We start from the raw sequence: 25,897 nt of genomic DNA, 5'->3' as shown, positions 1-25,897 counted from the left end.
GGCTGATGTCTCCAGCGGCCCGCCACCCGGCGCGCCGGTCCAGGCAGTTGCGCGCAACGACCCACAGGGAGCAGGACCATGAGCACCGAAACGAAATGCCCGTTCCACCAGAACGTCCACCAGACCGCCGGCGGCGGTACCGGCAATCGCGACTGGTGGCCGCAGCAGCTGCGGCTGGACCTGCTGAACCAGCATTCGACGCGCTCCAACCCGATGGACGGCGGCTTCGACTACGCAGCCGCGTTCGCGAAGCTCGACTACGCCGGCCTCAAGCGCGATCTGGCCGCGCTGATGACCGATTCGCAGGACTGGTGGCCGGCCGACTTCGGCCATTACGGCGGCCTGTTCGTGCGCATGGCCTGGCACAGTGCCGGCACCTACCGCATCGGTGACGGCCGCGGCGGCGGCGGTCGCGGCCAGCAGCGCTTCGCCCCGCTCAACAGCTGGCCGGACAACGTCAGCCTGGACAAGGCACGCCGCCTGCTGTGGCCGATCAAGCAGAAGTACGGCCAGGCGATTTCCTGGGCCGACCTGATGATCCTCACCGGCAACGTCGCGCTGGAGACGATGGGCTTCCGCACCTTCGGCTTCGCCGGTGGCCGAGAGGACACCTGGGAGCCGGACCAGGACGTGTACTGGGGCCGCGAGACCACCTGGCTCGGCGGCGACGTGCGTTATGCGCACGGCTCGGAAGGCGTGGAGAAGCCGGGCGACCATGGCGTGCTGGTGTCCGACGACGATGCCGATGGCGATGTGCATTCGCGCCGGCTGGAGAACCCGCTGGCCGCGGTGCAGATGGGCCTGATCTACGTGAACCCGGAAGGCCCGGACGGCAATCCCGATCCGCTGCTGGCCGCGCACGACATCCGCGACACCTTCGGCCGGATGGCGATGGACGACGAGGAGACCGTCGCCCTGATCGCCGGTGGCCACAGCTTCGGCAAGACCCACGGCGCCGGGCCGGCCGACAACGTCGGCGCCGAGCCCGAAGCGGACGAACTGGAAGCGCAGGGCCTCGGCTGGCACAACCGCTTCGGCAGCGGCAAGGGCGGCGACACGATCACCAGCGGCCTGGAAGTGACCTGGACGAAAACGCCGGCGCAGTGGAGCAACAATTTCTTCGAGAACCTGTTCGGCTTCGAATGGGAGCTGACCAGGAGCCCGGCGGGCGCGCACCAGTGGGTGGCCAAGGACGCCGAGGCCTTCATCCCCGATGCGCACGATCCGTCGAAGACCCATCGCCCGACGATGCTCACCACCGACCTGTCGCTGCGCTTCGATCCGGCCTACGAGAAGATCTCGCGCCGCTTCCTGCAGAACCCCGACCAGTTCGCCGACGCCTTCGCCCGCGCCTGGTTCAAGCTGACCCACCGCGACATGGGCCCGCGTGCGCGCTACCTCGGCCCGGAGGTGCCGGCCGAGGTGCTGATCTGGCAGGACCCGGTGCCGGCGGTCGATCACCCGCTGGTCGACGGCGACGACATCGCGGCGCTGAAGCGGGCGATCCTGGCCAGCGGGCTGAGCGTGGCCGAGCTGGTTTCCACGGCCTGGGCCTCGGCCTCGACCTTCCGCGGCGGCGACAAGCGCGGCGGCGCGAACGGTGCGCGGATCCGGCTGGCCCCGCAGAAGGACTGGGCGGTGAACGATCCGCCGCAGCTGGCCAAGGTGCTGGCGGCGCTGGAACAGGTGCAGGCCGACTTCAACGGCCGCGCCAGCGGAGGAAAGCGGGTTTCGCTGGCCGACCTGATCGTGCTCGGCGGCGGCGCGGCGATCGAGCAGGCGGCGAAGGCCGCGGGCCACACGGTGGACGTGCCGTTCTCGCCGGGCCGCACCGACGCGACGCAGGAACAGACCGACGTCGCCTCGTTCGCCCCGCTGGAGCCGTTCGCCGACGGTTTCCGCAACTACCTGCGCGGGCGCTCCGCGATTCCGGCCGAGCACCTGCTCATCGACCGTGCGCAGTTGCTGACCCTGACCGCACCCGAGATGACCGTGCTGGTCGGCGGCCTGCGCGTGCTCGGCGCCAACGCAGGCGGCAGCAGCGATGGCGTGCTCACTGATCGCCCCGGCACGCTGAGCAACGACTTCTTCGTCAACCTGCTCGACATGGGTACCCGATGGAGCCCGACGTCCGATGCGCGCGAGCGTTTCGAAGGGCGCGCGCGCAACAGCGACAGCGTGGTCGGCCATGGCAGCCGCGTCGACCTGGTGTTCGGCTCGAATTCGGTGTTGCGCGCCCTGGCCGAGGTCTACGCCAGCAGAGACGGCGGGGAAAAGTTCGTGCGCGACTTCGTCGCGGCCTGGGCCAAGGTGATGGAGCTGGACCGCTTCGACCTGGACCATGCGGACCGGCACCCGCGCTGATCTGCTTCCCGCTCCCGCCCGGTTCAACGGGCGGGGCGACCGCATCCGCGGCGCCGCACTGGCGCCGCACCAGCGCTCAGTCGCCCTTCTTCAGGTCCAGCTTGATCCCGTCGTCGCGGCCGCCACCGGACCAGAGGGTCACGTCCTGCTGCGGATTGCAGCGACGGTCGCGCGCGGTCGCCGGTGCATGCGCCTGACGCGGGCCGGATTCCCCGCCCACACGACAATCGACGGGATCGGCCGGACGTGGGCCGCCTGCGACGTCCGTGGTGCTGGCGCACCCGCTCAACGCGACCAGCAGGACGCCAGCGGCAAGCACGGCGCTGTCATTGAACGGCATCGAAACGCTCCTCTGCAGTGGCTTCCGTGGTTGTACACCGCCGGGGCCGGGCGCGCACAGGCCGGAAGTCAGGCAGTGCCGGTCATCCAGTCCGAACACCCGGGCAGCGAGCGCCCGGAGTGCCACCGTTCCGGTGGCGTGCAAGCGCAGGCAGCAGCATCCATGCGGCGGACGATCGAAACGCGCACGGCCGGCGGCAGCGCTCAGGACGCGTCGAAGTCGCCCAGCGCCTGGATCAGGCGCCGCGCGCGCTTGTCCGGCTTGTGCTCGGGCGGCCGATAGCCATCGCGCGCTGCAGCACGCTGCAGGCGCTGCTGTTCGCGCAGCGCCCTGGAGGCCTCGGTCTCCTCGTACAGCGCCTGCGCCACCGGCGCGGGACCGCGCACGTCGCTAAGCCCGCGCACCTGCACCTCGAAGGTCTCCTCGCCACGGGTGATCTGCAGCATCTCGCCGACGCGCACCCCGCGCGACGCCTTGGCGCGCTGGCCGGCGACATCGACCTTGCCGGTCTCCACCGCCTGCTTGGCGAGGCTGCGCGTCCGGAAGAAGCGTGCCGCCCACAGCCAGAGATCGAGGCGCACCGCCGTCACGGAAGCCACGTCGGTCATCGCGACCGCCCCTTGCAGCCGGCCCCGTCGCGCGCGCGTCCGACGACGCGGAGCGGCAGGCCGAATGCATCGCCCCCCATGTCGCCGGTGGCAGGGTTCACTCCACGCGCGACAGCGCGCCACATCATCGGGTTCATCGCGTCCTGATTGGATCTATCGGCCAGGGGAACCACGCAGCGGCACGGTCACGCTGCGGACCGCGTCGCGCTGGCAGCCCTGGGATACGTGGTAATCGGTCGTCCGCTCTTCGTAGCGGCCGCGTTCCTCCCGCGACAGCCCCGCCGGCGTCGGCGGCCCTTCGCGCTGGGCGCGATACTGCTGCCCGCAGAAGGAATCGCCCGAGTCCAGCAGGGTCACGCCGGGATCGCTCGCGCATCCGGCGAGCCATGCCAGCGAACAGGCCGCCAGCAGCATGGTGAGTCCGCGTTGCGCCATCGTCTTGCTCCGTGCGGCCGATGGCGCCAGTGTGCCAGCTTGCCGGGCCGATGCCATCCGTGCCGTGCGCCGACGACCGGCATGCATGGGCTGGCACCCGCCTCCGGACACGCGAACGGCCGCCTGAGGGCGGCCGTCCTTGTCGCGATCGCGCGCCGGAATTACTCGGCGGCGGCAGCCGCGGCCTTCTCGGCCTTGGCCTTGGCAACGGCAGCCAGGTCTTCCTTGATGCGGGCAGCCTTGCCTTCCAGGCCACGCAGGTAGTACAGCTTGCCGGCGCGGACCTTGCCGCGGCGCTTCACTTCGACCGAGTCGATGATGGCGCTGTGGGTCTGGAACACGCGCTCGACGCCGTAGCCGTGCGAGATCTTGCGGACGGTGAACGAGGAGTTCAGGCCGGCGTTCTTGGTCGCGATGACCACGCCTTCATAGGCCTGCACGCGCTCGCGGTTGCCTTCCTTCACCTTCACGTTGACGACGACGGTATCGCCCTGGCTGAACTTCGGCAGTTCGCGGGTGATCTGGGCGGATTCGAACTCCGCGACGATGGACTTGTTCAGCTTGCTCATGGTGACCGACTCTTGTTCGGGTGGGCGTGTCGTTACGACAACTCGGGAAGGCGCAGTCGCAGGATCGCGCTGCACGTCTTGTTGTTCTGGGAGTCCGGAGACGGCCGGGCGGCCGCTCGGAATCCGGCATGATACTGCAACTGCGGGCGCCGATGCTACTGCCCGGTTCGATCGTCCAGTCCGGCCCGGAACGCGTCCAGCAGCGCCTGGTCTGCCTTCGACAGCGCCCGACCCTCGAGCAGGTCCGGGCGTCGCAGCCAGGTCCGGCCCAGCGCCTGCTGCCGGCGCCAGCGCGCGATCGCCGCGTGGTTGCCCGAGCGCAGTACCGCCGGCACGTCGCCATAGGCATGACTGACCGGATGGCTGTAGTGCGGGCAGTCCAGCAGCCCGTCCTCGAAGCTGTCCTGCTCGGCCGAGCCAGCGTCGTTCAGCACGCCGTCCTGCAGCCGGACCATCGCATCGACGACGACCGCCGCCGCCAGTTCGCCACCGGAGAGCACGTAGTCGCCGATGGAGATCTCCTCGTCGACCTCGGCCGCCAGCAGCCGCTCGTCGACGCCCTCGTAGCGGCCGCACAGCAGCGCGATCCGCGGCCGGGCCGCCAGTTCGCGTACCTTCGCCTGGTCCAGGCGCCGACCCTGCGGGCTCATGTAGACCAGGTGAACGGGCTCCGGATCGGCGGCGCGCACATCCTGCAGGCAACGCCGCAGCGGCTCGACCAGCAGCACCATGCCCGGGCCGCCACCGAAAGTGCGGTCGTCGACCTTGCGGTAGTTGCCTTCGGCATAGTCCCGCGGGTTCCAGCCATGCAGCGCGACCAGACCCCGCTCGTGCGCGCGGCCGACCACGCCGAAGCCTGCGCACTGCGCGACGAACTCGGGAAACAGGCTGACGATGTCGATGCGCATCTGTGGACCTCGGAACACGCCGGCCGCACCGTGCGGCCCGCGCTCAGAATTCGGGATCCCAGTCGACCGTGATCGTGCCGGTCTCGAAATCGACGGCGGTCACGTAGTCGGGCTGTACGAACGGCAGCATGCGCTCGCGCTCGCCCTGCACCACCATCACGTCGTTGGCGCCGGTGGACAGCATCTGCGTGACGGTGCCCAGCTCGACACCGTCGACGGTACGCACGCGCAGGCCTTCCAGATCGACCCAGTAGTACTCGCCGGGCGCCGGCGGAGGCAGCGCCTCGCGGGGCACATGGATCTCGGTACCGCGGGCCAGTTCGGCCGCGTTGCGGTCGTCGATGCCGGGAATCGTCGCGATGACATGCTTGCCGGTATCGCGGCCACGCGCACCGCGCAGCTCGCGCTCGACGCCGGACGGCGTACGCAGGATCCACGGCTGATAGCGGAAAATACCTGCACGCGGCTCGGTCCAGGACTCGAGCTTGACCTCGCCACGCACACCGAAGGCGCCCATCACCCGGCCCAGCAGAATGCGTTTCTGCGGTGGAGTGGGACGCCCGGTGTCGTTCATGACGGAAACGGCCGCCGCTGCTGCGGCGGCCTGTCGACTCAGGCCGCGACGGCCTTGGTCGCTTCCTTGTACAGCGCGCGGACCTTGTCGGTCAGCTGGGCGCCGTTGCCGACCCAATGGTCGACACGGGCGATGTCCAGCACCACGCGCTGCTCGGCGCCCTGGGCGACCGGGTTGTAGTAGCCGACGCGCTCGATGTTGCGGCCGTCGCGGGCGCTGCGCACGTCGGTGACGATGATGTGGTAGAACGGACGCTTCTTGGCGCCGCCGCGGGTAAGACGGATCTTGACCATGGTGGTTTCTCGGTGTTGCCCAGTCGCCAGGATGGCGAGGTAAGCCGGCGATTATAGCGGCGGTTCCCCGCCGTTCCAAGTCCGGGTCCGACCGGCACCCTGCCCCGCCGCCAGCGGCTCTCCCGCGATTTGCGCCAGCGCCTGTCGCGCACGCTGGCAGAAGGCTCCGGACTCCGGCAGCACATGCCCGTCGATCGCCGCCAGGGGCCAGATCCCGGTCGCGTTGCAGGCGAATGCGCCGGTGCAGTCGCCCAGGTCCTGCAGGGTCACCGGGCGGATCCGCGCCGGCCCCAACGCGTCCTGCAGCAGACGTTCGGCGACCCCGCGCAGGGCCGGCGCGCACGGCCAGACCACGTCATTCCCCTGCAGCAGGGCCAGGTTCCAAGTCGTCCCTTCGCTGACCAGGCCGTCGCGGGTCACGAACAATGCATCGTCGAACCCGGCCAGCAGCGCCTGCCGGCGCTGCTCGAACAGGCCGAAGGTGCCGACATGCTTGATCTGCGGCAGTTCGCGCGCATAGGTCGTGCTGCGTACGCGACGCGGCAGCGGCGGCAGATCGACCGGCGCGGACACGGCCACCAGGACGTCGGCCTCGACGGCCGCAAGCGGCGTGCGGAAATCGAAGTGGCGGGAGAACACCGTCACCCGCAGCGAGGCGTCGACCAGGCCCGATGACATCACCGCGTCGCGCATCCAGCCGCGCACCGTGTCCGGTTCCAGGGCAGTGCCGAACAACGCCTCGGTGCCCTGCGCCAGCCGCTCCAGGTGCAGGTGCAGCCCCTGGACCGCACCGGCGCGCACCTGCATCGAGGTGAAGTGGCCGTAGTTGACCAGGGCCGACGTGAGCAGGGCCACGTCCGCCGGCCGGCCATTGCAGGTCAGATGCGTCACAGCAAGGCCTGTGCGCGCGACCAGAGCGAGGCGAACACCTCGGCCGCCGGCCGGGCCTGCGCCAGCCAGGCCGACTGCCCCGCCCAGGCCTGCATGCCGTCGAGCCGCGCGTCGGCGACCGCCTGACGGCGCATCGGCGCGGTCAGGCCACGCTGCACCGGATAGGGCTGCACCGCGGGTGCGCCCGGCGCCGCAAGCGCGCGCACATAGGAAGTGGCCAGGGCCCGACCGAGGCGCCCACTGAAACCGCGCGTGACCCAGGCCTGCTCCGGCTCGGACGCGGCAAGCGCCTCGGCCCATGGTGCGGGCAACGCGCATTCGGGCGTCCGCAGGAAGGCCGTCCCGACCTGCACCGCACTGGCGCCCAGCAGCAGCGCCGCCGCCACGCCGCGTCCGTCGCCGATGCCACCGGAGGCGATCACCGGAATCGACAGGCGGTCGGCCAGCCGCGGCACCAGCGCGAACAGGCCGACCAGCTGGTGCTCCGCCGAGGCGGCATCGAACGCGCCGCGATGGCCGCCTGCCTCCGCGCCCTGGGCCACGACCGCATCGGCCCCGGCCGCCTGCGCCTGCAGCGCCTCGTCCAGCGTGGTCGCGCAGGCGAACCAGGCGATGCCGGCCCGCTTCAGGCGCTGCACCTGCGCCGGCGCGAGCACGCCCATGATGGTGGAGAGCACCTCCGGCCCGGCGGCCAGCGCCGCATCGAGCTGCGCATCGAAGGCGGCGGGCCCGGCATCGCCTGCATCGTCGGGCATCCGCGGTCCCCAGCACTCCAGGAATGCGCGCATCCGCGCTTCGCCGCCCGCATCGCGCTGCGGCGGGGGATCGGGCACCCACAGGTTGATCTGCGCCGGCCCGGTCGAGCACACACGGAAGGCACGCATCCAGGCACCGATCTCGTCAGGCTGCGACAGCACCGCCCCCATCGCGCCCATGCCGCCCGCATCGGCGACCGCAGCCGACAGCGGCACCGGGCACGCACCCGCCATCGGCGCCAGCAGGATCGGCACCTGCACACCGAACCGCTGGCAGAAGCCGGCGATGCGGTCAGAAACGGAACCCTCGCTCATGCGCGCCGCACCGATGCTGGAAAACGGGGCACAGCATACGCGGCCGGACGGCCGGCTCGAACACACCTGGCGGTCCGACGCAGGTGCAGGCTCCTGTCCCGCTCCAACTCGCCATCCCCTCGGCCGCCAGGCAGTGCACCGCTCGCGACGCCGGCCTGCATCCAGCCACGCGCCTGCCACGCGGCCATCAGCGGCATCACGCACCGCCGTCCCCTGCCACCGCAGCGGCGACATCCACGCTGGCCGCACGGGGAGACGACCCGGCACGCGTGCGGCATGTGCGGGACCGACACCTGCCGCCCCGACGCAGCCGCACCCTGTGGACTTCCAGCAGACCATCTGCACCTGCATCGCCTGCGCCGATGGGTGCCGCTGCCATTGCATGCCATCGCCGGCGATCCGGGTTTCGCGCCAGCGGATCAGGTTCTGCTGAGCAGGCAGCGCGCGGCGGCGCGCCCATGAAGATGGCCACCAGCCAGACCCGTCACCGGAACGTTCCGCGGCGGCCGGATACGGTGTGGCATCTACTGAGCCGGATGTTCAGGAACGGTGTCGCACGCCTGTGTCGACCCGGACCGCGGATGTCATCAAGCAGAGGCCCAGACACACCGCGGTGCGGCCACGAAGCCCCGCGTTGGGCATCGCCCGCCCCGACCGAGGAGCGGGTCGCTCACCGTGATACGCAGTCAGGGCGCCTTCGGTCCACACAGCGCCGCCGATGGCAGCGCCAACACCCGCCCCACGCCACCACGTCGACGGCAATCGGGGGGGGGCGAGCCGGCGCGGGCGTACGCACCCGCGCCCATGCGGCGATCAGCGGAACGGCATGCGGCCCATGCCGCCCATCATGCCCTGCAGCCCGCGCATCATGCCCTTCATGCCGCCGCGGCCCATCTTGCTCATCATCTTTTCCATCTGCTGGTACTGCTTGATGAGCTTGTTGACGTCGGCCGGCGTGGTGCCGGAGCCGCGCGCGATGCGGGCGCGGCGCGAGCCGTTGAGCAGGTCCGGGTTGCGACGCTCCTTGGGCGTCATCGAGCCGATGATCGCCATCATCCGCGGCACTTCCTTGCTCTGCGAGACCTGCTGCTTGAGGTGCTCGGGCACCTGGCCCAGGCCGGGCAGCTTGTCGATCAGGCCGGAGATGCCGCCCATGTTCTGCATTTGCTCAAGCTGGTCGCGCATGTCGTTGAGGTCGAACTTCTTGCCCTTGGCGACCTTGGCGGCCAGCTTGGCGGCCTTTTCCTGGTCGACGTTCTGCTCCACCTGCTCGACCAGCGACAGCACGTCGCCCATGTCGAGGATGCGCGCGGCGACGCGGTCGGGGTGGAACACGTCCAGGCCGTCGGGCTTTTCGCCCACGCCGATGAACTTGATCGGCTTCCCGGTGATGTAGCGGACCGACAGCGCGGCGCCGCCACGGGCGTCGCCGTCGGTCTTGGTCAGGACCACGCCGGTCAGCGGCAGCGCCTCGGAGAAGGCCTTGGCGGTGGTCGCCGCATCCTGGCCGGTCATCGCGTCGACCACGAACAGGGTCTCGGTCGGGCTGACCGCGGCGTGCAGCGCCTTGATCTCGGCCATCATCGCCTCGTCGATGGCGAGGCGGCCGGCGGTATCGACCAGCAGCACGTCGACGAAGGACTTCTTCGCATCGGCGATGGCGGCCTTGACTATGTCGACCGGCTTCTGCGAGGCCTCCGACGGGAAGAACAGCACGCCGACCTGCTCGGCCAGGGTTTTGAGCTGCTCGATCGCGGCCGGCCGGTAGACGTCGGCGCTGACCACCATCACCTTCTTCTTGCGCTTTTCCTTCAGGTGCTTGGCCAGCTTGCCGACCGTGGTCGTCTTGCCGGCACCCTGCAGGCCGGCCATCAGCACGATGGCCGGGGCCGGCACGTTGAGGTTCAGGTCGCTGGCGGCCGAGCCCATGACCGCGGTCAGCTCGTCGCGCACGACCTTGATCAGCGCCTGGCCCGGGGTCAGCGACTTCAGCACCTCCTGGCCGACCGCACGCACCTTGATCTTCTGGATCAGGGCCTGGACCACCGGCAGCGCGACGTCGGCCTCGAGCAGCGCGATGCGCACCTCGCGGGTCGCCTCGCTGATGTTGGACTCGGTCAGGCGGCCGCGGCCGCGCAGACGTTCCATCGTGCCGGACAGGCGCTGGGTCAGGGATTCGAACATGCGGGCAACCGGATGGAGGAAAAACGGCCGGCGATTATAGCCCGGCCGGGCCGGTCGGCCGTGGTCGCCCGGCATGGCCCCGGCCGGCGCATGACGCGGCGTGCCAAGCGCTCGCGTCGTGTGCGAAACTGCTTCGATGACAATCGTTCTCATCGCTGTCGTCGCCTACCTGGTCGCCACCCTGATGCTGGTCCAGGCGGTGGCGCGCGATAGGCTCGAGCGCGGCCGCGGCTGGCTCTGGGCGGCCTGGCCGGCGATCGCGCTGCACGCCGCCTACCATCTGGTCGTGGCCTGGCGCACCGCCGGCGGCCCGGACATGCATTTCTTCTCGGCCCTGTCGCTGGTCAGCCTGGGCATGGCGGCGCTGACCGCGCTGGTGGGCGCGCGCGGGCGGATGGCGGCGCTGGGCGTCATCGCCTTCCCGCTGGCATCGGCCCTGCTGGCCGGCTACCACGGCCATGGCCACGCTCCGTCCGCGCCGCTGGACTGGCGCCTGCAGCTGCACGCCTGGCTGGCGCTGCTGGCCTACGCGACGCTGGCGATCTCGGCCCTGCTGGCGGTGATGCTGTGGCTGCAGGACCGGGCCCTGCGCCGCCGCGAGTTCCATCTGTGGCTGCGCGCCCTGCCGCCGCTGACCGAACTGGAAACCCTGCTGTTCCGCACGATCACCGCCGGTTTCGGCCTGCTGACCCTGACCCTGCTGACCGGCGCGCTGTTCGTGGAGGACTTCTTCTCCCAGCACCTGGTCCACAAGACCGTGCTCAGCCTGCTGTCGTGGCTGGCCTTCGGCGGCCTGCTGCTCGGCCGCTGGCGCTATGGCTGGCGCGGCATCCGCGCGGTGCAATGGACCCTGACCGCGATGATGCTGTTGTTGCTGGCCTTCTTCGGCAGCAAGTTCGTGATCGAGCTGGTCTTGGCCCGCGGCTGACCGACGCGGCGCCCCTCAGCTGCTGCCCGCATCGACCACGAACTCCTGCGCGGTGCAGGCGCGCGCCGCGTCCGAGGCCAGGAACAGCACCATCGCCGCCACGTCCTCCGGCGCGATCCGCAGCGGCAGGCACTGGGTGCGCTCGAGCTCACGCTCGCCGGCCTCGTCCAGCCACAGGCGGACCTGGCGCTCGGTCATCACCCAGCCCGGGGTCACGGTGTTGATGCGGATGCGGTCGGCGCCGAGTTCGCGCGCCAAGCCGCGGGTCAGGCCATCGACGGAGGCCTTGGCCGCGGCGTAGACCGGATAGCCGGCATTGCGCTTCTTCCAGCCGGTCGAGCCGAGGTTGACGATGGCGCCACCGCCACGCCTGCGCATGCCGGGCACCAGCGACTGGATCGCGAAGAACGCGGCGCGCTGGTTCACCGCGATGCACCGGTCCCAGTAGCCGCGGTCGACGCTGTCGAGCGTGTGGCGGTCGTCGTCGCCGACGTTGTTGACCAGTACGTCGAAGTCGCCGACCACGGCGGATGATGCGGCGATCGCGGCCTGCAGAGCGTCCACATCGGCGACATCCACGCACGTCCACTGCGGCGCCGGCGCGCCGGCGGCGGCGATCGAGCGGCACAGCGCCGCTGCTGCAGTGGCGTCCAGATCGACGAAGGCCACCTGCGCGCCCTGGCCGGCGAACGCCCGTACCACGGCCGCGCCGATACCGGTGGCGCCGCCGGTCACGAACACACGGCGTCCGGCCAGCCCCGGGTAGCGCCCTGCCGCATCCAGCGCCGCTGCGTCCATGCCCTCTCCCACGCATCTGATCGAGCGCAGAGCTTAGAGCGCGCGCGCGCGGCCGGCCATCGCCGCGACGGCCGACCACTCCGGGGACGCACGCAGCGCTCGGCACTGTCTTGGCGCCGACACCGTGCCGCAACGAAACCACAACACATCCTCTCTAGCCTCGGGCGGCCTTTTCGAGGGGCGGCGACACGGCGGCGACAGATGCCGCGGTGCCGCATCCACCACCACCCATCATCAGTACCCGGGGAAGTCGCATGCACCGTTCCACCCAGACCCGCATCTCCACGCCGCAGCGCCGGCCGCTGGCCCGCATCATCCACCACGTGCTGGTGGGTGGTCTGGTCGCGCTGCCGCTGCACGCCGCCGCACAGGCCGGCGCAGGCGCCGATGCGGTCCAGCAGCTGGATTCGATCACGGTGGTCGGCAGCTACAGCCGCAGCCTCGAGCAGGCGGTCGACCTCAAGCGCGAGAACGTGGGCTTCTCCGATTCGATCGTCGCCACCGACGTGGCCGACTTCCCCGAGCAGAACCTGTCCGAGGCGCTGCAGCGCATGCCGGGCGTGACCATCGAGCGCAACAAGGGCCTGGGCACCAAGGTCAACGTGCGCGGCCTGCCGTCCGACTACACCCACGTGTCGATCAACAACCTGGCCACCGCATCGGGCAGCGGCGGCCGCGACGTGGAATTCGACATCTTCGCCTCGGAGATCATCCAGCAGGTGACCGTGCAGAAGTCGCCGACCGCGGCCGACGAGGAGGGCGGCATCGCCGGCTCGGTGCAGATCTCCACCGCGCGTCCGTTCGACTACAGCGAGCGCAAGCTGGTCGGCTCGATTGAGGGCGCGCACAACTCGATCTCCGAGGAGGTCGACCCGAAGTTCTCGTTCCTGGCCGCCGACACCTGGGGCGACTGGGGCGCGCTGGTCTCGTTCTCGCAGGCCAGACGCACCAACCGCACCGACGCGACCTCGGGCATCAACTTCCGCCCGATGTCGCGCTTTCTCGGCGCCTCCGGCGTGCGCGGCGCCCAGGCCGAGGCGGTGATCGAGCGCGACACCGGCCGCCAGATCGCCAACCGCGGCAACACCGCCGAGTCCAACCTGATCGTGTTCCAGGACAAGGTCGGCGACCGCGTGTTCCTCAACGAGCAGGACAAGTGGGGCGCGACCGCGTCGCTGCAGTTCAAGCCGGGCAACAGCTTCAGCCTGACCTTCGACGCGATGCTCGGCGGCTACGACACCACCGAGGACGAGTACGACGCGGCGGCCTATTCGGCATCCAGCCGCAGCACCCTGGACACGATCCACGCCTACGACGACACCACCCTGGCCGAGCACGGCATCCTGGTCCTGCGCGACGTGTCCTACACCGCCACCCAGCACGAGTTCCTGAGCAAGGAGCGGATCAACAAGACCGATTACAGCCAGTACAGCGCGACCCTGGACTGGAAGGGCGAGCAGTGGGAGATCGACGCGCTGCTGGGGTATTCCGGCGCGGAGAAGAGCCTGGACTACGCCAACCTCAAGCACGTGGCCTACGCGCCCTCGCGCACCCGCTGGACCGGCCGCAGCGGCGAGACCATCCCGAGCACGCCGGGCGGTTTCGACATGTACCACTCGCCGCAGAGCTACCTCTTCGAGGCCTACGAGACCACGCTGGAGAAGATCACCGACGACAAGTACGCCGGACAGCTGGATCTGCGCCGGATGCTGGACCTGGCGTTCCTGCCGGCGCTGAAGGACGTGCAGTTCGGCGTGCGCCGCACCGACAAGTCCAAGGAGCGCAGCTACGGCGAGCTGAAGATCGGCGGCCCGTCGGCCGGCAACAACGCCTGGGTCAACACCCGCACGCTGGCCGACAGCCAGCTGCGGCACATCGGCGACATCGTGCCCGGCGGCGCCTACAGCGCCAAGGATCTGGACTGGCAGATGGTGTCCAACGACTACGCCCGCGACACCTTCCGCTACGCCGGCTTCTTCACCCCGTTCGACGACAGCCAGTACTACCGCGTCGACGAGAAGGTCACCAGCCTGTACGCGATGGGCAACCTGTTCTTCGACATCGGCAGCGTCCCGGTCACGATCAATGCAGGCGCCCGCTACGTGGACACCTCGGTGGAGTCGTTCGGCTACCACCCGGTGCAGAACCCGGACGGCACCACCGGCTACACCGACACGCCGGTCTCCAGGGACGGCAGCTACAGCGACGTGCTGCCCAGCATCAACATGACCGCCGAGCTGTCCAGTGGCCTGCTGCTGCGTGCCGCGGCCTCGGAAACGCTGATGCGGCCGGCGATGACCGACATCGCCTACAAGCGCACTGCCAGCTGGAGCTCGTTCCGCTTCACCGACGGCAACCCCGAGCTGAAGCCGACCTATGCCAGACAGTGGGAAGTGGGCCTGGAGAAGTACCTGGAGAACGGTGGCCTGCTGGCGGCCTCGTACTTCCGCAAGAAGATCGATGGCGTGGTGATCAACGCGCTGACCGGCGTGGTCGCCGACGTACCGGTCTACAACGCCAACGGCACCCTCAACGGCATCTACGACTTCGACGTCTACCAGCCGGTGAACGCGGCCGGCTCCTACGAGGTCGACGGCGTCGAACTGGTCGCGCAGCTGCCGCTGGGCATGCTGCACCCGGTGCTGGACGGCTTCGGCATCAATGCCAACTACACCGCGCTGGACAGCTCGCTGGCCGGCGAGTCGGACCTGGGCATCCAGACCCCGATGCCGGGCCTGGCCGAGAAGACCTGGAACCTGACCGCCTACTACGAGAACGACCGCTTCGACGCCCGTGTCTCGTACAACCACAAGGGCGAGTACGTCGAGTCGATCGGTTACAACATGTACCCGATCTACCGCGACGCCTACGGCCAGATGGACGTGTCGATCGGCTACCGGCTGACCGACAACGTCAAGATCAGCCTGAAGGGCATCAACCTGACCGACGAGGCGACCACCGGCTACACGATGGATCCGTCGTTCCCGACCATGTACGAGCTGTCCGGCCGGCGCATCTCGCTGGGGATCCGCGCGGACTTCTGATCCCGCGCACGGACCACGCAGGCCACGGTCCATACCGTGGCCTGCATCGCGGAACGCCGCCGCCCGCTTGCCCGCGCGCGGCGGCCCGGGAAACAATCCCGGTCTGCCCGCGGCCATCCGGCCCGCAGCCGGCCTGCACCAGGCCGGCCATGGCGGCCATGGATGCAGCTCGATCACGATGACAGGTTCGCCGACGCATGCCTTCGCGGGCGCCCGGACTAGCGCGCTGGCGCTGGGCGGCCTGCTGTGCGGTGTGCTCGCGTGCTGGGCCGCACCGGCACCGGCGCAGGGCGTGCCGCCCGATGCCGGGCAGTTGCAGCGCGAAGCCGAACGTGCGGTCTCGCGCCCGGCCCAGCCTCCGCCACCGCCCGCCTCGCCCGTCGATGCCTCCGACGATGGCGACCTGGCATTCACCATCGACCGCTTCGTGGTCGAGGGCGCGCAGCTGGTGCCGGCCGAGGCGCTGGAGCGGCGGCTCGACGGCTACCGCGGCAGGCCGCTGGTCTTCGCCGAACTCGATGCCGCGCTGCAGACCCTGGTCGCGCACTACCGGGCGCTGGGCTGGTTCGCCCGCGTGCAGATCCCCGAGCAGGACATCACCGACGGCGTGCTGCGGGTGCGGGTCGTCGAAGGCCGTTTCGGCGACCTGCAGGTCCATGCGGACGGGCGGGCGCGCGGCGACTTCATCGCCGCCGTCGTGCGCGGCCGGCTGCAGCCCGGCGCCCCGTACGAACTGTCCGCGCTCGAGCGCGGCATGCTGCTGGCCAACGACCTGCCCGGCATCCGCGTCGACGGCGTGCTCCAGGCCGGCACCGGTCCCGGGCGCAGCGACCTGGTGCTGCAGGTCGAGGACCTGCCGCTGCTCAGCGGCAGCCTGTCGCTGGGCAACGACGGCAGCCGCTACACCGGCCGCACCCAGGGCATCGGCCGGCTCCATCTGAACAATCCTTCCGGCTACGGCGACCAGGTCGGCATCACCGCCATGCGCGGCAACGATCTGGATTACCGCGGCGCCAGCTACAGCCTGCCGCTCGGCAGCCGCGGCCTGCGCGGCAACCTCGGCTACACCGCGCTGCGCTACCGGCTCGGCAAGGAATTCTCGCTGCTCGATGCGATCGGCAGTTCGCGCATGCACAAGGCGGGCGTGTCCTATCCGGTCGCGCGCAGCGACGGTTTCAATCTGGAATTCGAGCTGGCCTGGGCCAGGCGCCGCCAGAACGACGACAGCCTCGGCATGGCGATCCGCCGACGCGATGTGGACGACCTCACCCTGAGCGTCTACGGCGACGCGACCGATGGCTGGCTCGGCGGCGGCTGGTCGGTCTGGATCGTGGACCTGAGCCGCGGCCATGCCCGCCTCGGGCTGCCCGAGGACCAGGCCTACGACGCCGCCGGCGCCGACGTGCAGGGCGGCTTCAGCCTGGCCAGCGTCGAGCTGCGCCACGAGCGCTGGCTGGCACCGGCCTGGTACCTGCGCGGCCGCCTCACCGGTCAGTGGGCCGGCGGCAACCTCGATTCCTCGCAGCAGTTCACCCTGGGCGGACCGTTCGGCGTACGTGGTTATCCGGTCAACGAGGCCAGCGGCGACAGCGGCGCGGTCCTGCAACTGGAACTGCACGGCCTGCTGCCGTGGACGCGCCTGGGCGAGTTCGACGGGTTCGCCTTCGTCGACCACGGCACGATCCGCAGGCACCAGGATCCGTGGACCGGCTGGAACGCGTCCGGCGTCGAGCGCAACCGGCAGGCGCTGTCGGCCGCGGGGCTCGGCGTGGCCTGGAGCCATCCACGCCGGCTCAGCGCCAGCCTCGCCCTCGCCTTCCCGATCGGCGCGCGCGACGACGGGCTCGATGAGTCCAACCAGGACGGCACCCGGCGCGGATCGCAGCTGTGGTTCAACCTGCGGCAGCGGTTCTAGCCGGGTCGCAGCGCGGCGCCCGCCGCCGGACCGCGGTAGGATCGGCAGCTGTCGCACGCCCTGCCTGCGTTCGGCGGCCCGGACGGCCGCCCGCCCCCGATCCGGACCGACCTCCATGCCGCCCATCGCCTCCCATCCGCCATCGCGTCGCGCGCCGCGCGGTCTGCACGCCCTGCGCTTGGCCGCATTGACGGCCTGCCTCTCGCCGGGCTGGGCGGCAGCGACCGATCCGGGCGCGCTGCCGGAAGGGGGCCGCGTGGTGGTCGGCAAGGCCAGCCTGGCCAGCGAGGGCCGCACCCTCACCGTCTCCCAAGCGTCCAGCCGCGCCATTCTCGAGTGGCAGCGCTTCGACATCGGCAGCGCGGCGACGGTGCAGTTCCAGCAGCCGTCCTCGTCGTCGGTCGCGCTGAACCGGGTGGTCGGCGGTACCCCCTCGCGCATCTTCGGGCGGCTGAGCGCCAACGGCCACGTCTATCTGGTCAACGGCGCCGGCGTGCTGTTCGGCCGCGGCGCCCAGGTCGATGTCGGCGGGCTGGTGACCTCGACGCTGGACGTGGCCGACGGCGATTTCCTGGCCGGGCGCGAGCGTTTCGAACCGGGCACCGAACTGACCGCGCTGGGCCTCGCACCCGGCACCGACCGCCAGGCCGATGCCGCCAGCGACCCGCAGGCGGCCGCCGCGATCGGCCAGGCCGCCGAACCGGACGACCGCGCCGCCACCGAATCCGGCGCCCCGCGCCAGCTGACCATGGACGCCGGCGCCGACGGCCATCTGCGCTACGGCCTGGCGAGCGACGAGGTCCAGGCCCTGCTGGACGATGGCGGACTGGTCGACGATGGCGATGGCCTGGTGCTGACCGCGCGTGGCGCGAGCGCACTGGCCGCGGCGGTGGTCGCCCACGACGGCGCGCCGCAGGCCCGGGTCGCAACCCGGCGCGATGGACGCCTGCTGCTGCTGGCCAGCGACGAGGCCGACGGCGCGCGGACCGACCAGCGCACGCGCACGCCGCGCACGGCGCTGCACGCGGGCAGCGACGCGCGGCCCCTGCTGCCGGACTGAGCCGCAGCAGCCGGTCAGGCGGCTTCGATCGCCTGCCCCAGCCGTTCGACCGCGATCACTTCCATGCCCTTGACCGAGCCGGTCTTGGGCGCGTTCGCCTTCGGCACGATCGCGCGCTTGAAGCCGTGCGTGGCCGCCTCGCGCAGCCGGTCCTCGCCATTGGGCACCGGCCGGATCTCGCCGGACAGGCCGACCTCGCCGAACGCGATGGTCTTCTCGGCCATCGGCCGGTCGCGCAGCGAGGACAGCACCGCAAGCAGCACCGGCAGGTCGACCGCGGTCTCCTGCACACGGATGCCGCCGACCACGTTCACGAACACGTCCTGGTCGCCGACCATCACTCCGCCGTGGCGGTGCAGCACCGCCAGCAGCATCGCCAGACGGTTGCCTTCCAGGCCCACCGCGACCCGGCGCGGGTTGGACAGCGGCGAGGCGTCGACCAGCGCCTGCACCTCGACCAGCAGCGGCCGCGTGCCCTCGCGGGTGACCATCACGCAGCTGCCCGGCTGCGAGGTGCTGCCGCCGGACAGGAAGATCGCCGAGGGGTTGGAGACCTCCTTCAGGCCCTTCTCGCCCATCGCGAACACGCCCAGTTCGTTGACCGCACCGAAGCGGTTCTTGAACGCACGCAGCAGGCGGAAGCGGCTGCCGCTCTCGCCTTCGAAGTACAGCACCGCGTCGACCATGTGCTCGAGCACGCGCGGGCCGGCGATGCCGCCTTCCTTGGTCACGTGGCCGACCAGGAACACGGCGGTGCCGGTTTCCTTGGCATAGCGCACCAGCCGCGCCGCGCTCTCGCGGACCTGGCTGACCGAGCCGGGCGCGGCGGTCAGCGACTCGGTCCACAGGGTCTGCACCGAGTCGGCCACCATCAGCTTCGGGCGCGCCTGGCTGGCGTGCTGGAGGATGGTCTCGATGCCGGTCTCGGCCAGCGCGTTGACGCCGTCCAGCGGCAGGTCCAGCCGCACCGCGCGGCCGGCGACCTGGGCCAGCGATTCCTCGCCGGTGACGTACAGCACCGGCAGCTCGGCAGCCATCTTCGCCACCGCCTGCAGCAGCAGGGTCGACTTGCCGATGCCCGGATCGCCGCCGATCAGCACCACCGCGCCTTCGACCAGGCCGCCGCCCAGCACGCGGTCGAACTCGCCGATGCCGGTGCTGACCCGCAGGTGCTCGGTCTGCTGCACGTCCTTGAGCGCGGTGATCTTCGGCGGGTCGACCTTGCCCGCCCAGCCGCTGCGCCGCGACACCGCCGGCCCGGCCGAGGCCGTCGCGGCGGCCGGCTCGATCACGATTTCAGAGAGCGTGTCCCAGGCCCGGCAGGCGCTGCACTGGCCCTGCCACTTGCTGTAGTCGGCGCCGCATTCGCTGCAGACGTAGGCGGTCCGTGCCTTGGCGGGCTTGGCCATCGTGGGGCTCCTTCGAAACAGGCGCTCAGGATACCCAAGCCCGTCGCAGGACCCGAGACCGGCCAGGGCGGGCACGGGTCCTGCCCTCACCGGGCCGCCACACCCTGAACATTTTCATCCGGCACCACGGCGCGGGGCTTCAGAATGCGCGCCCCGCGCCGATCTCCGCTCGGCCTCCTGCCCGAACCGCCCCGATGTCCGGTAGCTACAACGACCTGCTCGTCCTGTGTTCGCTGCTGATCGCGATCCTCGCCTCGTACACCGCCCTGCACATGGCCAGCCATGTGGCGACCGCCGGGCGCACCGCCGCCCGCTGGTGGCTGGCCGGCGGCGCCTGCGCGATGGGCCTGGGGATCTGGTCGATGCACTTCGTCGGCATGCTGGCGTTCTCGCTGCCGATCCCGCTGGGCTACGACCTGGCCATCACGCTGTACTCGATGCTGCTGGCCATCGGCGCCTCGGCGTTCGCCTTGTGGCTGGTCTCACGCGAGCGCATGCCGTGGCGGCACTGGGCGACCGGCTCGCTGCTGATGGGCGGCGGCATCGCGCTGATGCACTACACCGGCATGGCCGCGCTGCGGATGCAGCCCGGCATCGCCTACGACCCGGCCTGGTTCTCCGCCTCGATCCTGATCGCGGTCGCAGCCTCGGCCGCGGCGCTGTGGATCGCCTTCCGCCTGCGCGGCGAGCACCGTGGCCACCAGATCGGCCGCATCGCCGCGGCGGTGGTCATGGGCCTGGCGATCGTCGGCATGCATTACACCGGCATGGCCGCTGCGCGCTTCGCGCCCGACAGCATCTGCGGCGCGGCCGGCGACGGCGGCCTGCCGGCCAACTGGCTGGCGGTGCTGGTGATCGTGGTCACCGTGGCCATCATCGGCATCACCCTGGTGGTGTCGGTGCTGGACCGGCAGATGCAGCTGCGCACCGCCCACCTGGCCGACTCGCTGGCCGAGGCCAACCGCGAGCTGATGCAGGCGGCCCTGCACGATCCGCTGACCCGCCTGCCCAACCGGATGCTGCTGCAGAACCGGATCGAGCACGCGATCGTCTCCTCGCAGCGCACCCGCCAGCCGTTCGCGGTGATGTTCATGGACCTGGACGGCTTCAAGGCGGTCAACGACGCCTGCGGCCACCAGACCGGCGATGCGCTGCTGGTCGAGGTCGGCAACCGCATCCGCGGCCGGCTGCGCGCGCAGGACACGCTGGCCCGCCTCGGCGGCGACGAGTTCGTGCTGCTCGCCCATGTCGACGAGCCGCAGGACGCGGCGATGCTGGCCGAGACGATCGTCGCCGAGGTCGATCGCCCCTACCGCATCGACGCGCTGGACCTGCACGTCACCGTCAGCGTCGGCATCGCCCTCTACCCGGCCGACGGCGACAGCGAACGCGAGCTGATGGCCCACGCGGACGCGGCGATGTACCACGCCAAGAACGCGGGCCGGAACGGCAGCATGTTCTTCGCGCCGTCGATGAACACCGCCGCGCGCCAGCAACTCACCCTGCTCAACGACCTGCGCCAGGCGATCGAGCGCGGCCAGCTGCTCCTGCACTACCAGCCCAAGTTCGTCGCACCCGACTATCCGGTGATCGGCGCCGAGGCGCTGCTGCGCTGGCAGCACCCGGAACTGGGTACGCTGGCGCCGGACGTCTTCATCGGCCTGGCCGAACGCAGCGGGCTGATCGTGCCGATCGGCGACTGGGTCATCGAGGAAGCCTGCGCCCAGCTGCGCCGCTGGCACGACGCCGGCCACGGCGACTGGACGATGGCGGTGAACCTCTCGCCGGCCCAGTTCACCGCCCCGACCCTGCTGGGCACCGTCGCCGGCGCGCTGGAGCGGCACCGGATTCCGGCCGAAAAGCTGACCCTGGAGATCACCGAGAACATCGCCATGCGCGACATCGAGGCCAGCCTGGTGATCCTGGACGCGCTGTCGGCGCTGGGCGTGCGCATCTCGATCGACGACTTCGGCACGGGCTACTCCAGCCTGCTCTACCTCAAGCGCCTGCCGGCGGCGGAACTGAAGATCGACCGCGAGTTCGTCCGCGACCTGGAAGTGGACAGCGACGATGCGGCGATCGTGTCCTCGATCATCGCCCTGGGCCAGACCCTGAACCTCAAGGTGGTCGCCGAAGGCGTGGAAACCGCGGGGCAGCAGCGACATCTGAGCGCACTGGGCTGCGACTTCCTGCAGGGCTATCTGCTCGGCCGACCGATGCCGGCCGACCGCTTCGCCGCCGACATGCGCGACCACGTGCCGGGCCTGGAGCACTGATCCACCACCACGGCGGTTGGGCCCAGCCAGGGCGGGACCGTCACGGCGCCAGCGCGCTGCAGTACCGTCCGACCGCAGCCGTACATGACGGCAGCGCCCGCGGTACACGCATCCGCACCACGCCGGCATGTGCGGCCGGATCGCATACGCAGGGCATCACGCCCGCGGCGGTGCACGGTTGACCCGACGTGGCCCGGCTCCGGGCGGATCGCCCGCGCAGGCCCCCGCCCCAAGTCGACGCTCCTTCACCGCTTCATCCTCTCCACGGGAAGCGGCGCGCTCGTCGCTTCCCGTGCTCATCCCCGAGGCAGCCCGGCGCGCGTGTTTCGAGCCGGCACCCCCGATCCTGGCCGGACCTCGTCAGGGGTGTTGGCCTGAGCGCCGGCACCAGCTAGAATCTGCGGCCCGGTCCGTTCGCGGCCCGGTTCTGCCGGAATAGCTCAGTTGGTAGAGCGGCGCATTCGTAATGCGTAGGTCGTAGGTTCGATTCCTATTTCCGGCACCAACACCTGATCCCGAACGGCTTCGGCCTCGCCGGGAGCACGACGGAACGCCCGCCCTGCAAGGGGTCCGGGCGTTTTTTCGTTATGGGCCGCGGCTCGGCCGCCGCGTGCTGGCCGGTCTGCGGCCGGATGGCCGCCGGTCGTGATCAGCCGAACGCACCCATCAGCGAGACGGTGACGAAGATCGCCGAGCCGATCAGGGAAACGACGACGGCGACGCCGGCGGCGAGGATCAGGGCCTTCTGCCACCAGGTGCGGGTGACCGCCTCGTGGTCGAGGCCGGAGGACGGATGGGAGGTCGGGGGCTTGGACATGCGGGAAGGGTAGCAGCCCGGCGGATCGGCGCCGAGACACAGTGTCTCCAGGCTGGCGCGGAGCATCCACGTGCCCAGGGCGGCTCCGCGCATTGCACAGGCGGCATCCGAGCCGCAGCCGCGTCTGCCGTGCGTACATCCGCAAGAAAAAGGCCCCGACGGGGCCTTCTTCTCATCCCGGGTACTTCGGGAACTTCTCGTCCGGATGCTTGGCCTTCCAGTCCTTGTAGGCGGCCGTGCCTTCCCAGGCGGCGAACGGGCGCGGGGTGCGGCCGCGGCCGGTCCAGGTTTCGCCGGTATGCGGCAGCCAGTACTTCGGTGCGACTTCGCGCTTGGCGGCGGCCGGCGCCTTGACCCGGGCGGGGCTGCCGGCGCCGACGGCGGTCACGATCTCGGCCTTCTGGCGGGCATTGAAGTGTTCGCCGTACTGGCCCAGCAGGCTCATGACGTCGGCGAAGGCATCGGTGGCCTGCTGCTGGCGCAGTTCCGCTTCCTGCTGCTCGAGCTGGCGGAGCTCCTGTTCGAGCTTGGCCTTTGCGGCGGCGAGGGAATCGAGGGTGGGCTTGCTCATGTGCGGGTGTGACCTTGAGGGGCTGCGGGGGGTGTGAGCCAACGTCCTAGTCTACGAGAGGCCACGTGCTGCGCAGCGCCGCCGAGCAGGGCGTGGGTCACCGTTCGTCGCCCCGCTTCGGCCGGCATCCGCTCCGCTTCGTCGCAGTCCGCAATCACCACGGGATCCTGAAACCGCCGGTGCTAAGGTACGGCCCACCTTGGCTACCCCGTTCTCCATGCGCCGGATCCTCCCTGCCTGGCTGCTCGCCTGTCTGTTGCTGCTGCCCCTGACGGCCTGGTCGCAGGAACAGGACACCGCGCCCACACCCGAGCAGCTGCGCGTGCAGCTGGCCGAGGCCGGCAGGACCCTGGACAAGGCCGAGGACGATCCAGCGCTGATCGCCGCGCGCGACCGGCTCGCCACCATCCAGGACCAGGCGCGCCGCGCGATCGCCGCACGCACACCGCAGCTGGAGAGCCTGGATGCCCGCCTGGCCGAACTGGCCGCCGATCCCGAGCAGGCCGCTGGCGGCGAATCGCGCGAGGTCACGCGCCAGCGCGAGCGCCTGCAGGACGAGCGCAACGCGCTGGATGCCGAGCTGCGCCAGGCGCGCCTGGTCCAGGTCGAGAGCGGACAGCTGCTGGACCAGGTGTCCGGCATCCGCCAGGAACGGTTCCGGGCTGCCTTGTGGGAACGGCGGACGCCGCCCTACCTGCCCGGCTTCTGGCGCGACCTGGCCCGCAACGCTGCGCAGGACCGCGCGCGCCTGCGGGGTTTCGGCGATGAGCTGCGCGGCGCGTGGCAGGCGGCCGCGCCCTCGCCCACGCACGTGTCGGTGCTGGCCGCGATCGCGGTCGCCATCGCCCTGATCGCCTGGCTGCTGATCCGTCGCGCAGTGCCGGCGCTGGCCTGCCGCTGGCTGCCGCCCGGTCGCCTGCGACGCTCGGCCGCGGCCCTGGCCAGCGTCGGCATCGCCACGTTCGCCACGGTCTGGATCGCCATCCTCGCGCGCAGCCTGCTCGGCACCGCGCCACCGGAACGCGTGGCCACCCTGGCCGGCAGCATCGTCGGCGCCACCGTGCTGGCCGCGGTCGTCACCAGCCTCGGCAACGTCCTGATCTCCGCGCAGCGGCCGTCCTGGCGCCTGCCGGCGATCTCGGACGACGCCGCGCGCGCCCTGCGGCCGCTGCCATGGGCCGCGGCGCTCGTGATGGCGCTGCTCGCGGTTGGCGAACGCTTCGCCGGCCTGGTCAACGCCAGCCTGTCGCTGACGGTGGCAATCACCACCGCCGGCACGCTCCTCGCCGCCGGCGTGGTGCTGGTGGCGCTGTGGCGGATCCGGCGGCTGCAGGCTGCCGCGAGCAGCGTCGACGCGCCCGACCTGCACTTCACGCCGTGGATCAACGTCGCGGTCACCCTCGGCTGGACGGTGACCGGGCTGTCGGTGCTGGCCCTGCTGACCGGCTTCATCGCCTTCGCCGCATTCGCGATCCGGCAGTTGCTGTGGACGGTGACCGTGCTGTCGGCGCTGTATCTGCTGATGCGGGCGGCAGACGACCTGATCACCGGCGTGCTGACCTCGAAAGGCCCGGCCGGGCGGCGCCTGCACACGCGCTTCGGGCTGGATGCCTCCCGCGTCGACCAGGCGGCGGTGGTGCTGTCCGGCGTGGTCCGGGTGTTCCTGATCCTGCTGGCGATCATCGCGCTGGCGGCGGCCTACGGCGCCGGCGGCGACAGCCTGATCGAGCGGGTGGTCGGCCTGCTGCGCGGCATCACCATCGGCGAACTGGTGGTCAGCCCCGGCGTGATCGTGCGGGCGCTGCTGGTGTTCGCCGGCGCCACCGTGGTGTTCCGCCTGCTGCAGCACTGGTTCGGCCAGCGTTACCTGCCCACCACCCGGCTGGAGCCCGGCGTGCAGGGATCGATGGTGGCGCTGTTCGGCTATGCCGGCGTGGTGGTCGCCGTGGCCATGGCGCTGGCGGCGATCGGCGTCGGCGTGGAGCGCATCGCCTGGATCGCCAGCGCGCTGTCGGTCGGCATCGGTTTCGGCCTGCAGGCGATCGTGCAGAACTTCATCTCGGGCCTGATCCTGCTGGCCGAGCGGCCGGTCAAGGTCGGCGACTGGGTGGTGGTCGGCGATGCCGAAGGCGACATCCGCCGGATCAACGTGCGCGCCACCGAGATCCAGACCGGCGACCGCACCACCGTGCTCGTGCCCAACTCCGAACTGATCACCAAGATCGTCCGCAACCGCACCTACGCCAACGCCGAGGGCCTGGTGAAGGTGCAGCTGCCGATGCCGCTGGGCACCGATGCCGACCTGTTCCGCGATCTGGTGCTCGAGGCGTTCCGCGAGCACCCGGGCATCCTGGAGGCACCGGCACCATCGGTGGTGATCGACGGCATCGACAACGGGCGGATCCTGTTCAGCGCGACCGGGTTCGTTTCCACTCCGCGCCAGGCCGGCGGCACGCGCAGCGCCCTGCTGTTCGAGATCCTGCGGCGGATGCGGCAGTTCGGGATCAAGATGGCGTAGCTGCGGGCTGGCGACGCGCCGCGATCCGCAGTTGGCGCAGCCATCTCCGTATGGCGCCGGCGGGCTCGCTCCGGATCCGACGCAGATCGGAGGCCCGCGAGGTGGCGATCAGCGCCTGATGCAGGCAATGGCGGACTCGACGGGGCCGGCCGCTGCCGGTGGCCCTGGCGCGCGTCGTCGGGCGAGCCGGCCTGTGGTCATCGCGATGACGACGCATCAGGTCGATGCCCGTCAGCGAACGGGGCACGAGGGTGGCGGACGTCCAATGCCCTCACCAGCGGTCGGCCGTGAGGAGCCAGGCCAGTGCCCATGATCGCGGCGCCCG

Annotated in this window: 21 protein-coding genes and 1 tRNA gene; 8 read left to right on the top strand and 14 right to left on the bottom strand. The window is 70.8% G+C overall.

Annotation, left to right across the window (positions count from 1 at the left end; all coding sequences use genetic code 11):
• Positions 1-78: 78 nt before the first annotated feature.
• Positions 79-2,364: a catalase/peroxidase HPI gene (katG, locus tag IB242_RS02990; RefSeq protein ID WP_192275754.1), complete on the top strand. Its 2,286-nt coding sequence runs from the start codon at positions 79-81 to the stop codon at positions 2,362-2,364.
• Positions 2,365-2,440: 76 nt separating this feature from the next.
• Here the strand turns inward: katG and IB242_RS02985 are convergent, their stop codons facing one another.
• The 10 genes from IB242_RS02985 to ffh all read right to left on the bottom strand — a co-directional run bounded on the left by IB242_RS02985 (position 2,441) and on the right by ffh (position 10,236).
• Positions 2,441-2,704, bottom strand: coding sequence for a hypothetical protein (locus IB242_RS02985; protein WP_192275752.1), 264 nt, complete (start codon positions 2,702-2,704; stop codon positions 2,441-2,443).
• A 203-nt stretch (positions 2,705-2,907) separates the two neighbouring features.
• The gene (locus tag IB242_RS02980; protein WP_192275749.1) at positions 2,908-3,312 is read right to left on the bottom strand and encodes an RNA-binding S4 domain-containing protein; all 405 of its coding nucleotides are present in this window, start codon (positions 3,310-3,312) and stop codon (positions 2,908-2,910) included.
• A 153-nt stretch (positions 3,313-3,465) separates the two neighbouring features.
• Positions 3,466-3,747 carry a hypothetical protein gene (locus IB242_RS02975; protein WP_192275747.1) on the bottom strand — a complete coding sequence of 94 codons (282 nt, stop codon included), beginning with the start codon at positions 3,745-3,747 and terminating at the stop codon, positions 3,466-3,468.
• Positions 3,748-3,908: 161 nt separating this feature from the next.
• Positions 3,909-4,316: a 50S ribosomal protein L19 gene (rplS, locus tag IB242_RS02970; protein ID WP_192275745.1), complete on the bottom strand. Its 408-nt coding sequence runs from the start codon at positions 4,314-4,316 to the stop codon at positions 3,909-3,911.
• A 155-nt stretch (positions 4,317-4,471) separates the two neighbouring features.
• Entirely contained in the window at positions 4,472-5,224 is a 753-nt protein-coding gene (gene trmD / locus IB242_RS02965; RefSeq protein ID WP_192275742.1) for a tRNA (guanosine(37)-N1)-methyltransferase TrmD, read from the bottom strand.
• Positions 5,225-5,267: 43 nt separating this feature from the next.
• Positions 5,268-5,798 (bottom strand): ribosome maturation factor RimM, encoded by a 531-nt coding sequence (gene rimM / locus IB242_RS02960; RefSeq protein WP_192275740.1) that lies wholly within the window; start codon positions 5,796-5,798, stop codon positions 5,268-5,270.
• 38 nt (positions 5,799-5,836) lie between these two features.
• Entirely contained in the window at positions 5,837-6,091 is a 255-nt protein-coding gene (gene rpsP, locus IB242_RS02955; protein WP_192275738.1) for a 30S ribosomal protein S16, read from the bottom strand.
• A gap of 51 nt (positions 6,092-6,142) precedes the next feature.
• Entirely contained in the window at positions 6,143-6,946 is an 804-nt protein-coding gene (locus tag IB242_RS02950; protein ID WP_343237073.1) for an aminotransferase class IV, read from the bottom strand.
• Between the two features lie 32 nt (positions 6,947-6,978).
• Positions 6,979-8,052 carry a nitronate monooxygenase gene (locus tag IB242_RS02945; RefSeq protein ID WP_192275735.1) on the bottom strand — a complete coding sequence of 358 codons (1,074 nt, stop codon included), beginning with the start codon at positions 8,050-8,052 and terminating at the stop codon, positions 6,979-6,981.
• A gap of 813 nt (positions 8,053-8,865) precedes the next feature.
• Positions 8,866-10,236 (bottom strand): signal recognition particle protein, encoded by a 1,371-nt coding sequence (gene ffh / locus IB242_RS02940; protein ID WP_192275733.1) that lies wholly within the window; start codon positions 10,234-10,236, stop codon positions 8,866-8,868.
• A gap of 136 nt (positions 10,237-10,372) precedes the next feature.
• Between ffh and ccsA the strand changes: the two genes are divergently transcribed.
• Positions 10,373-11,164 (top strand): cytochrome c biogenesis protein CcsA, encoded by a 792-nt coding sequence (ccsA, locus tag IB242_RS02935; RefSeq protein ID WP_192275731.1) that lies wholly within the window; start codon positions 10,373-10,375, stop codon positions 11,162-11,164.
• A gap of 15 nt (positions 11,165-11,179) precedes the next feature.
• On the opposite strand, the gene IB242_RS02930 is transcribed toward ccsA, so the two are convergent.
• On the bottom strand, positions 11,180-11,962 hold the full coding sequence (locus tag IB242_RS02930; protein WP_192275729.1) for an SDR family oxidoreductase: 783 nt from the start codon (positions 11,960-11,962) through the stop codon (positions 11,180-11,182).
• A 254-nt stretch (positions 11,963-12,216) separates the two neighbouring features.
• Between IB242_RS02930 and IB242_RS02925 the strand changes: the two genes are divergently transcribed.
• The 3 genes from IB242_RS02925 (at position 12,217) to IB242_RS02915 (ending at position 17,981) form a co-directional block, all read left to right on the top strand.
• The gene (locus tag IB242_RS02925; RefSeq protein WP_192275727.1) at positions 12,217-15,006 is read left to right on the top strand and encodes a TonB-dependent receptor; all 2,790 of its coding nucleotides are present in this window, start codon (positions 12,217-12,219) and stop codon (positions 15,004-15,006) included.
• 178 nt (positions 15,007-15,184) lie between these two features.
• Positions 15,185-16,921, top strand: a complete 1,737-nt coding sequence (locus tag IB242_RS02920; RefSeq protein WP_192275725.1) for a ShlB/FhaC/HecB family hemolysin secretion/activation protein — start codon at positions 15,185-15,187, stop codon at positions 16,919-16,921.
• A 178-nt stretch (positions 16,922-17,099) separates the two neighbouring features.
• Positions 17,100-17,981 carry a filamentous hemagglutinin N-terminal domain-containing protein gene (locus tag IB242_RS02915; RefSeq protein WP_225539976.1) on the top strand — a complete coding sequence of 294 codons (882 nt, stop codon included), beginning with the start codon at positions 17,100-17,102 and terminating at the stop codon, positions 17,979-17,981.
• Positions 17,982-17,995: 14 nt separating this feature from the next.
• Here IB242_RS02915 and radA read toward each other — a convergent pair whose 3' ends face one another.
• On the bottom strand, positions 17,996-19,390 hold the full coding sequence (gene radA / locus IB242_RS02910) for a DNA repair protein RadA (protein WP_192275720.1): 1,395 nt from the start codon (positions 19,388-19,390) through the stop codon (positions 17,996-17,998).
• A gap of 194 nt (positions 19,391-19,584) precedes the next feature.
• Here radA and IB242_RS02905 point away from each other — a divergent pair, with 194 nt between their 5' ends.
• Both IB242_RS02905 and IB242_RS02900 read left to right on the top strand, forming a co-directional pair.
• Positions 19,585-21,666, top strand: a complete 2,082-nt coding sequence (locus IB242_RS02905) for a bifunctional diguanylate cyclase/phosphodiesterase (protein ID WP_192275718.1) — start codon at positions 19,585-19,587, stop codon at positions 21,664-21,666.
• Positions 21,667-22,095: 429 nt separating this feature from the next.
• Positions 22,096-22,171 (top strand) — tRNA-Thr (locus IB242_RS02900).
• A 144-nt stretch (positions 22,172-22,315) separates the two neighbouring features.
• On the opposite strand, the gene IB242_RS02895 is transcribed toward IB242_RS02900, so the two are convergent.
• Together IB242_RS02895 and IB242_RS02890 are read right to left on the bottom strand one after the other, a co-directional pair.
• The gene (locus tag IB242_RS02895) at positions 22,316-22,483 is read right to left on the bottom strand and encodes a hypothetical protein (protein ID WP_192275716.1); all 168 of its coding nucleotides are present in this window, start codon (positions 22,481-22,483) and stop codon (positions 22,316-22,318) included.
• A 172-nt stretch (positions 22,484-22,655) separates the two neighbouring features.
• On the bottom strand, positions 22,656-23,054 hold the full coding sequence (locus IB242_RS02890; protein ID WP_192275714.1) for an H-NS family nucleoid-associated regulatory protein: 399 nt from the start codon (positions 23,052-23,054) through the stop codon (positions 22,656-22,658).
• Between the two features lie 217 nt (positions 23,055-23,271).
• Between IB242_RS02890 and IB242_RS02885 the strand changes: the two genes are divergently transcribed.
• Positions 23,272-25,572: a DUF3772 domain-containing protein gene (locus tag IB242_RS02885; RefSeq protein WP_192275712.1), complete on the top strand. Its 2,301-nt coding sequence runs from the start codon at positions 23,272-23,274 to the stop codon at positions 25,570-25,572.
• The last annotated feature ends 325 nt before the right edge of the window (positions 25,573-25,897 follow it).

It is taken from the genome of Xanthomonas sp. XNM01, from assembly GCF_014851915.1.
Lineage (GTDB): Bacteria > Pseudomonadota > Gammaproteobacteria > Xanthomonadales > Xanthomonadaceae > Pseudoxanthomonas.
Note: the sequence above shows the minus strand (reverse complement) of the source record. Positions and strands in the feature narration are given on the sequence as shown.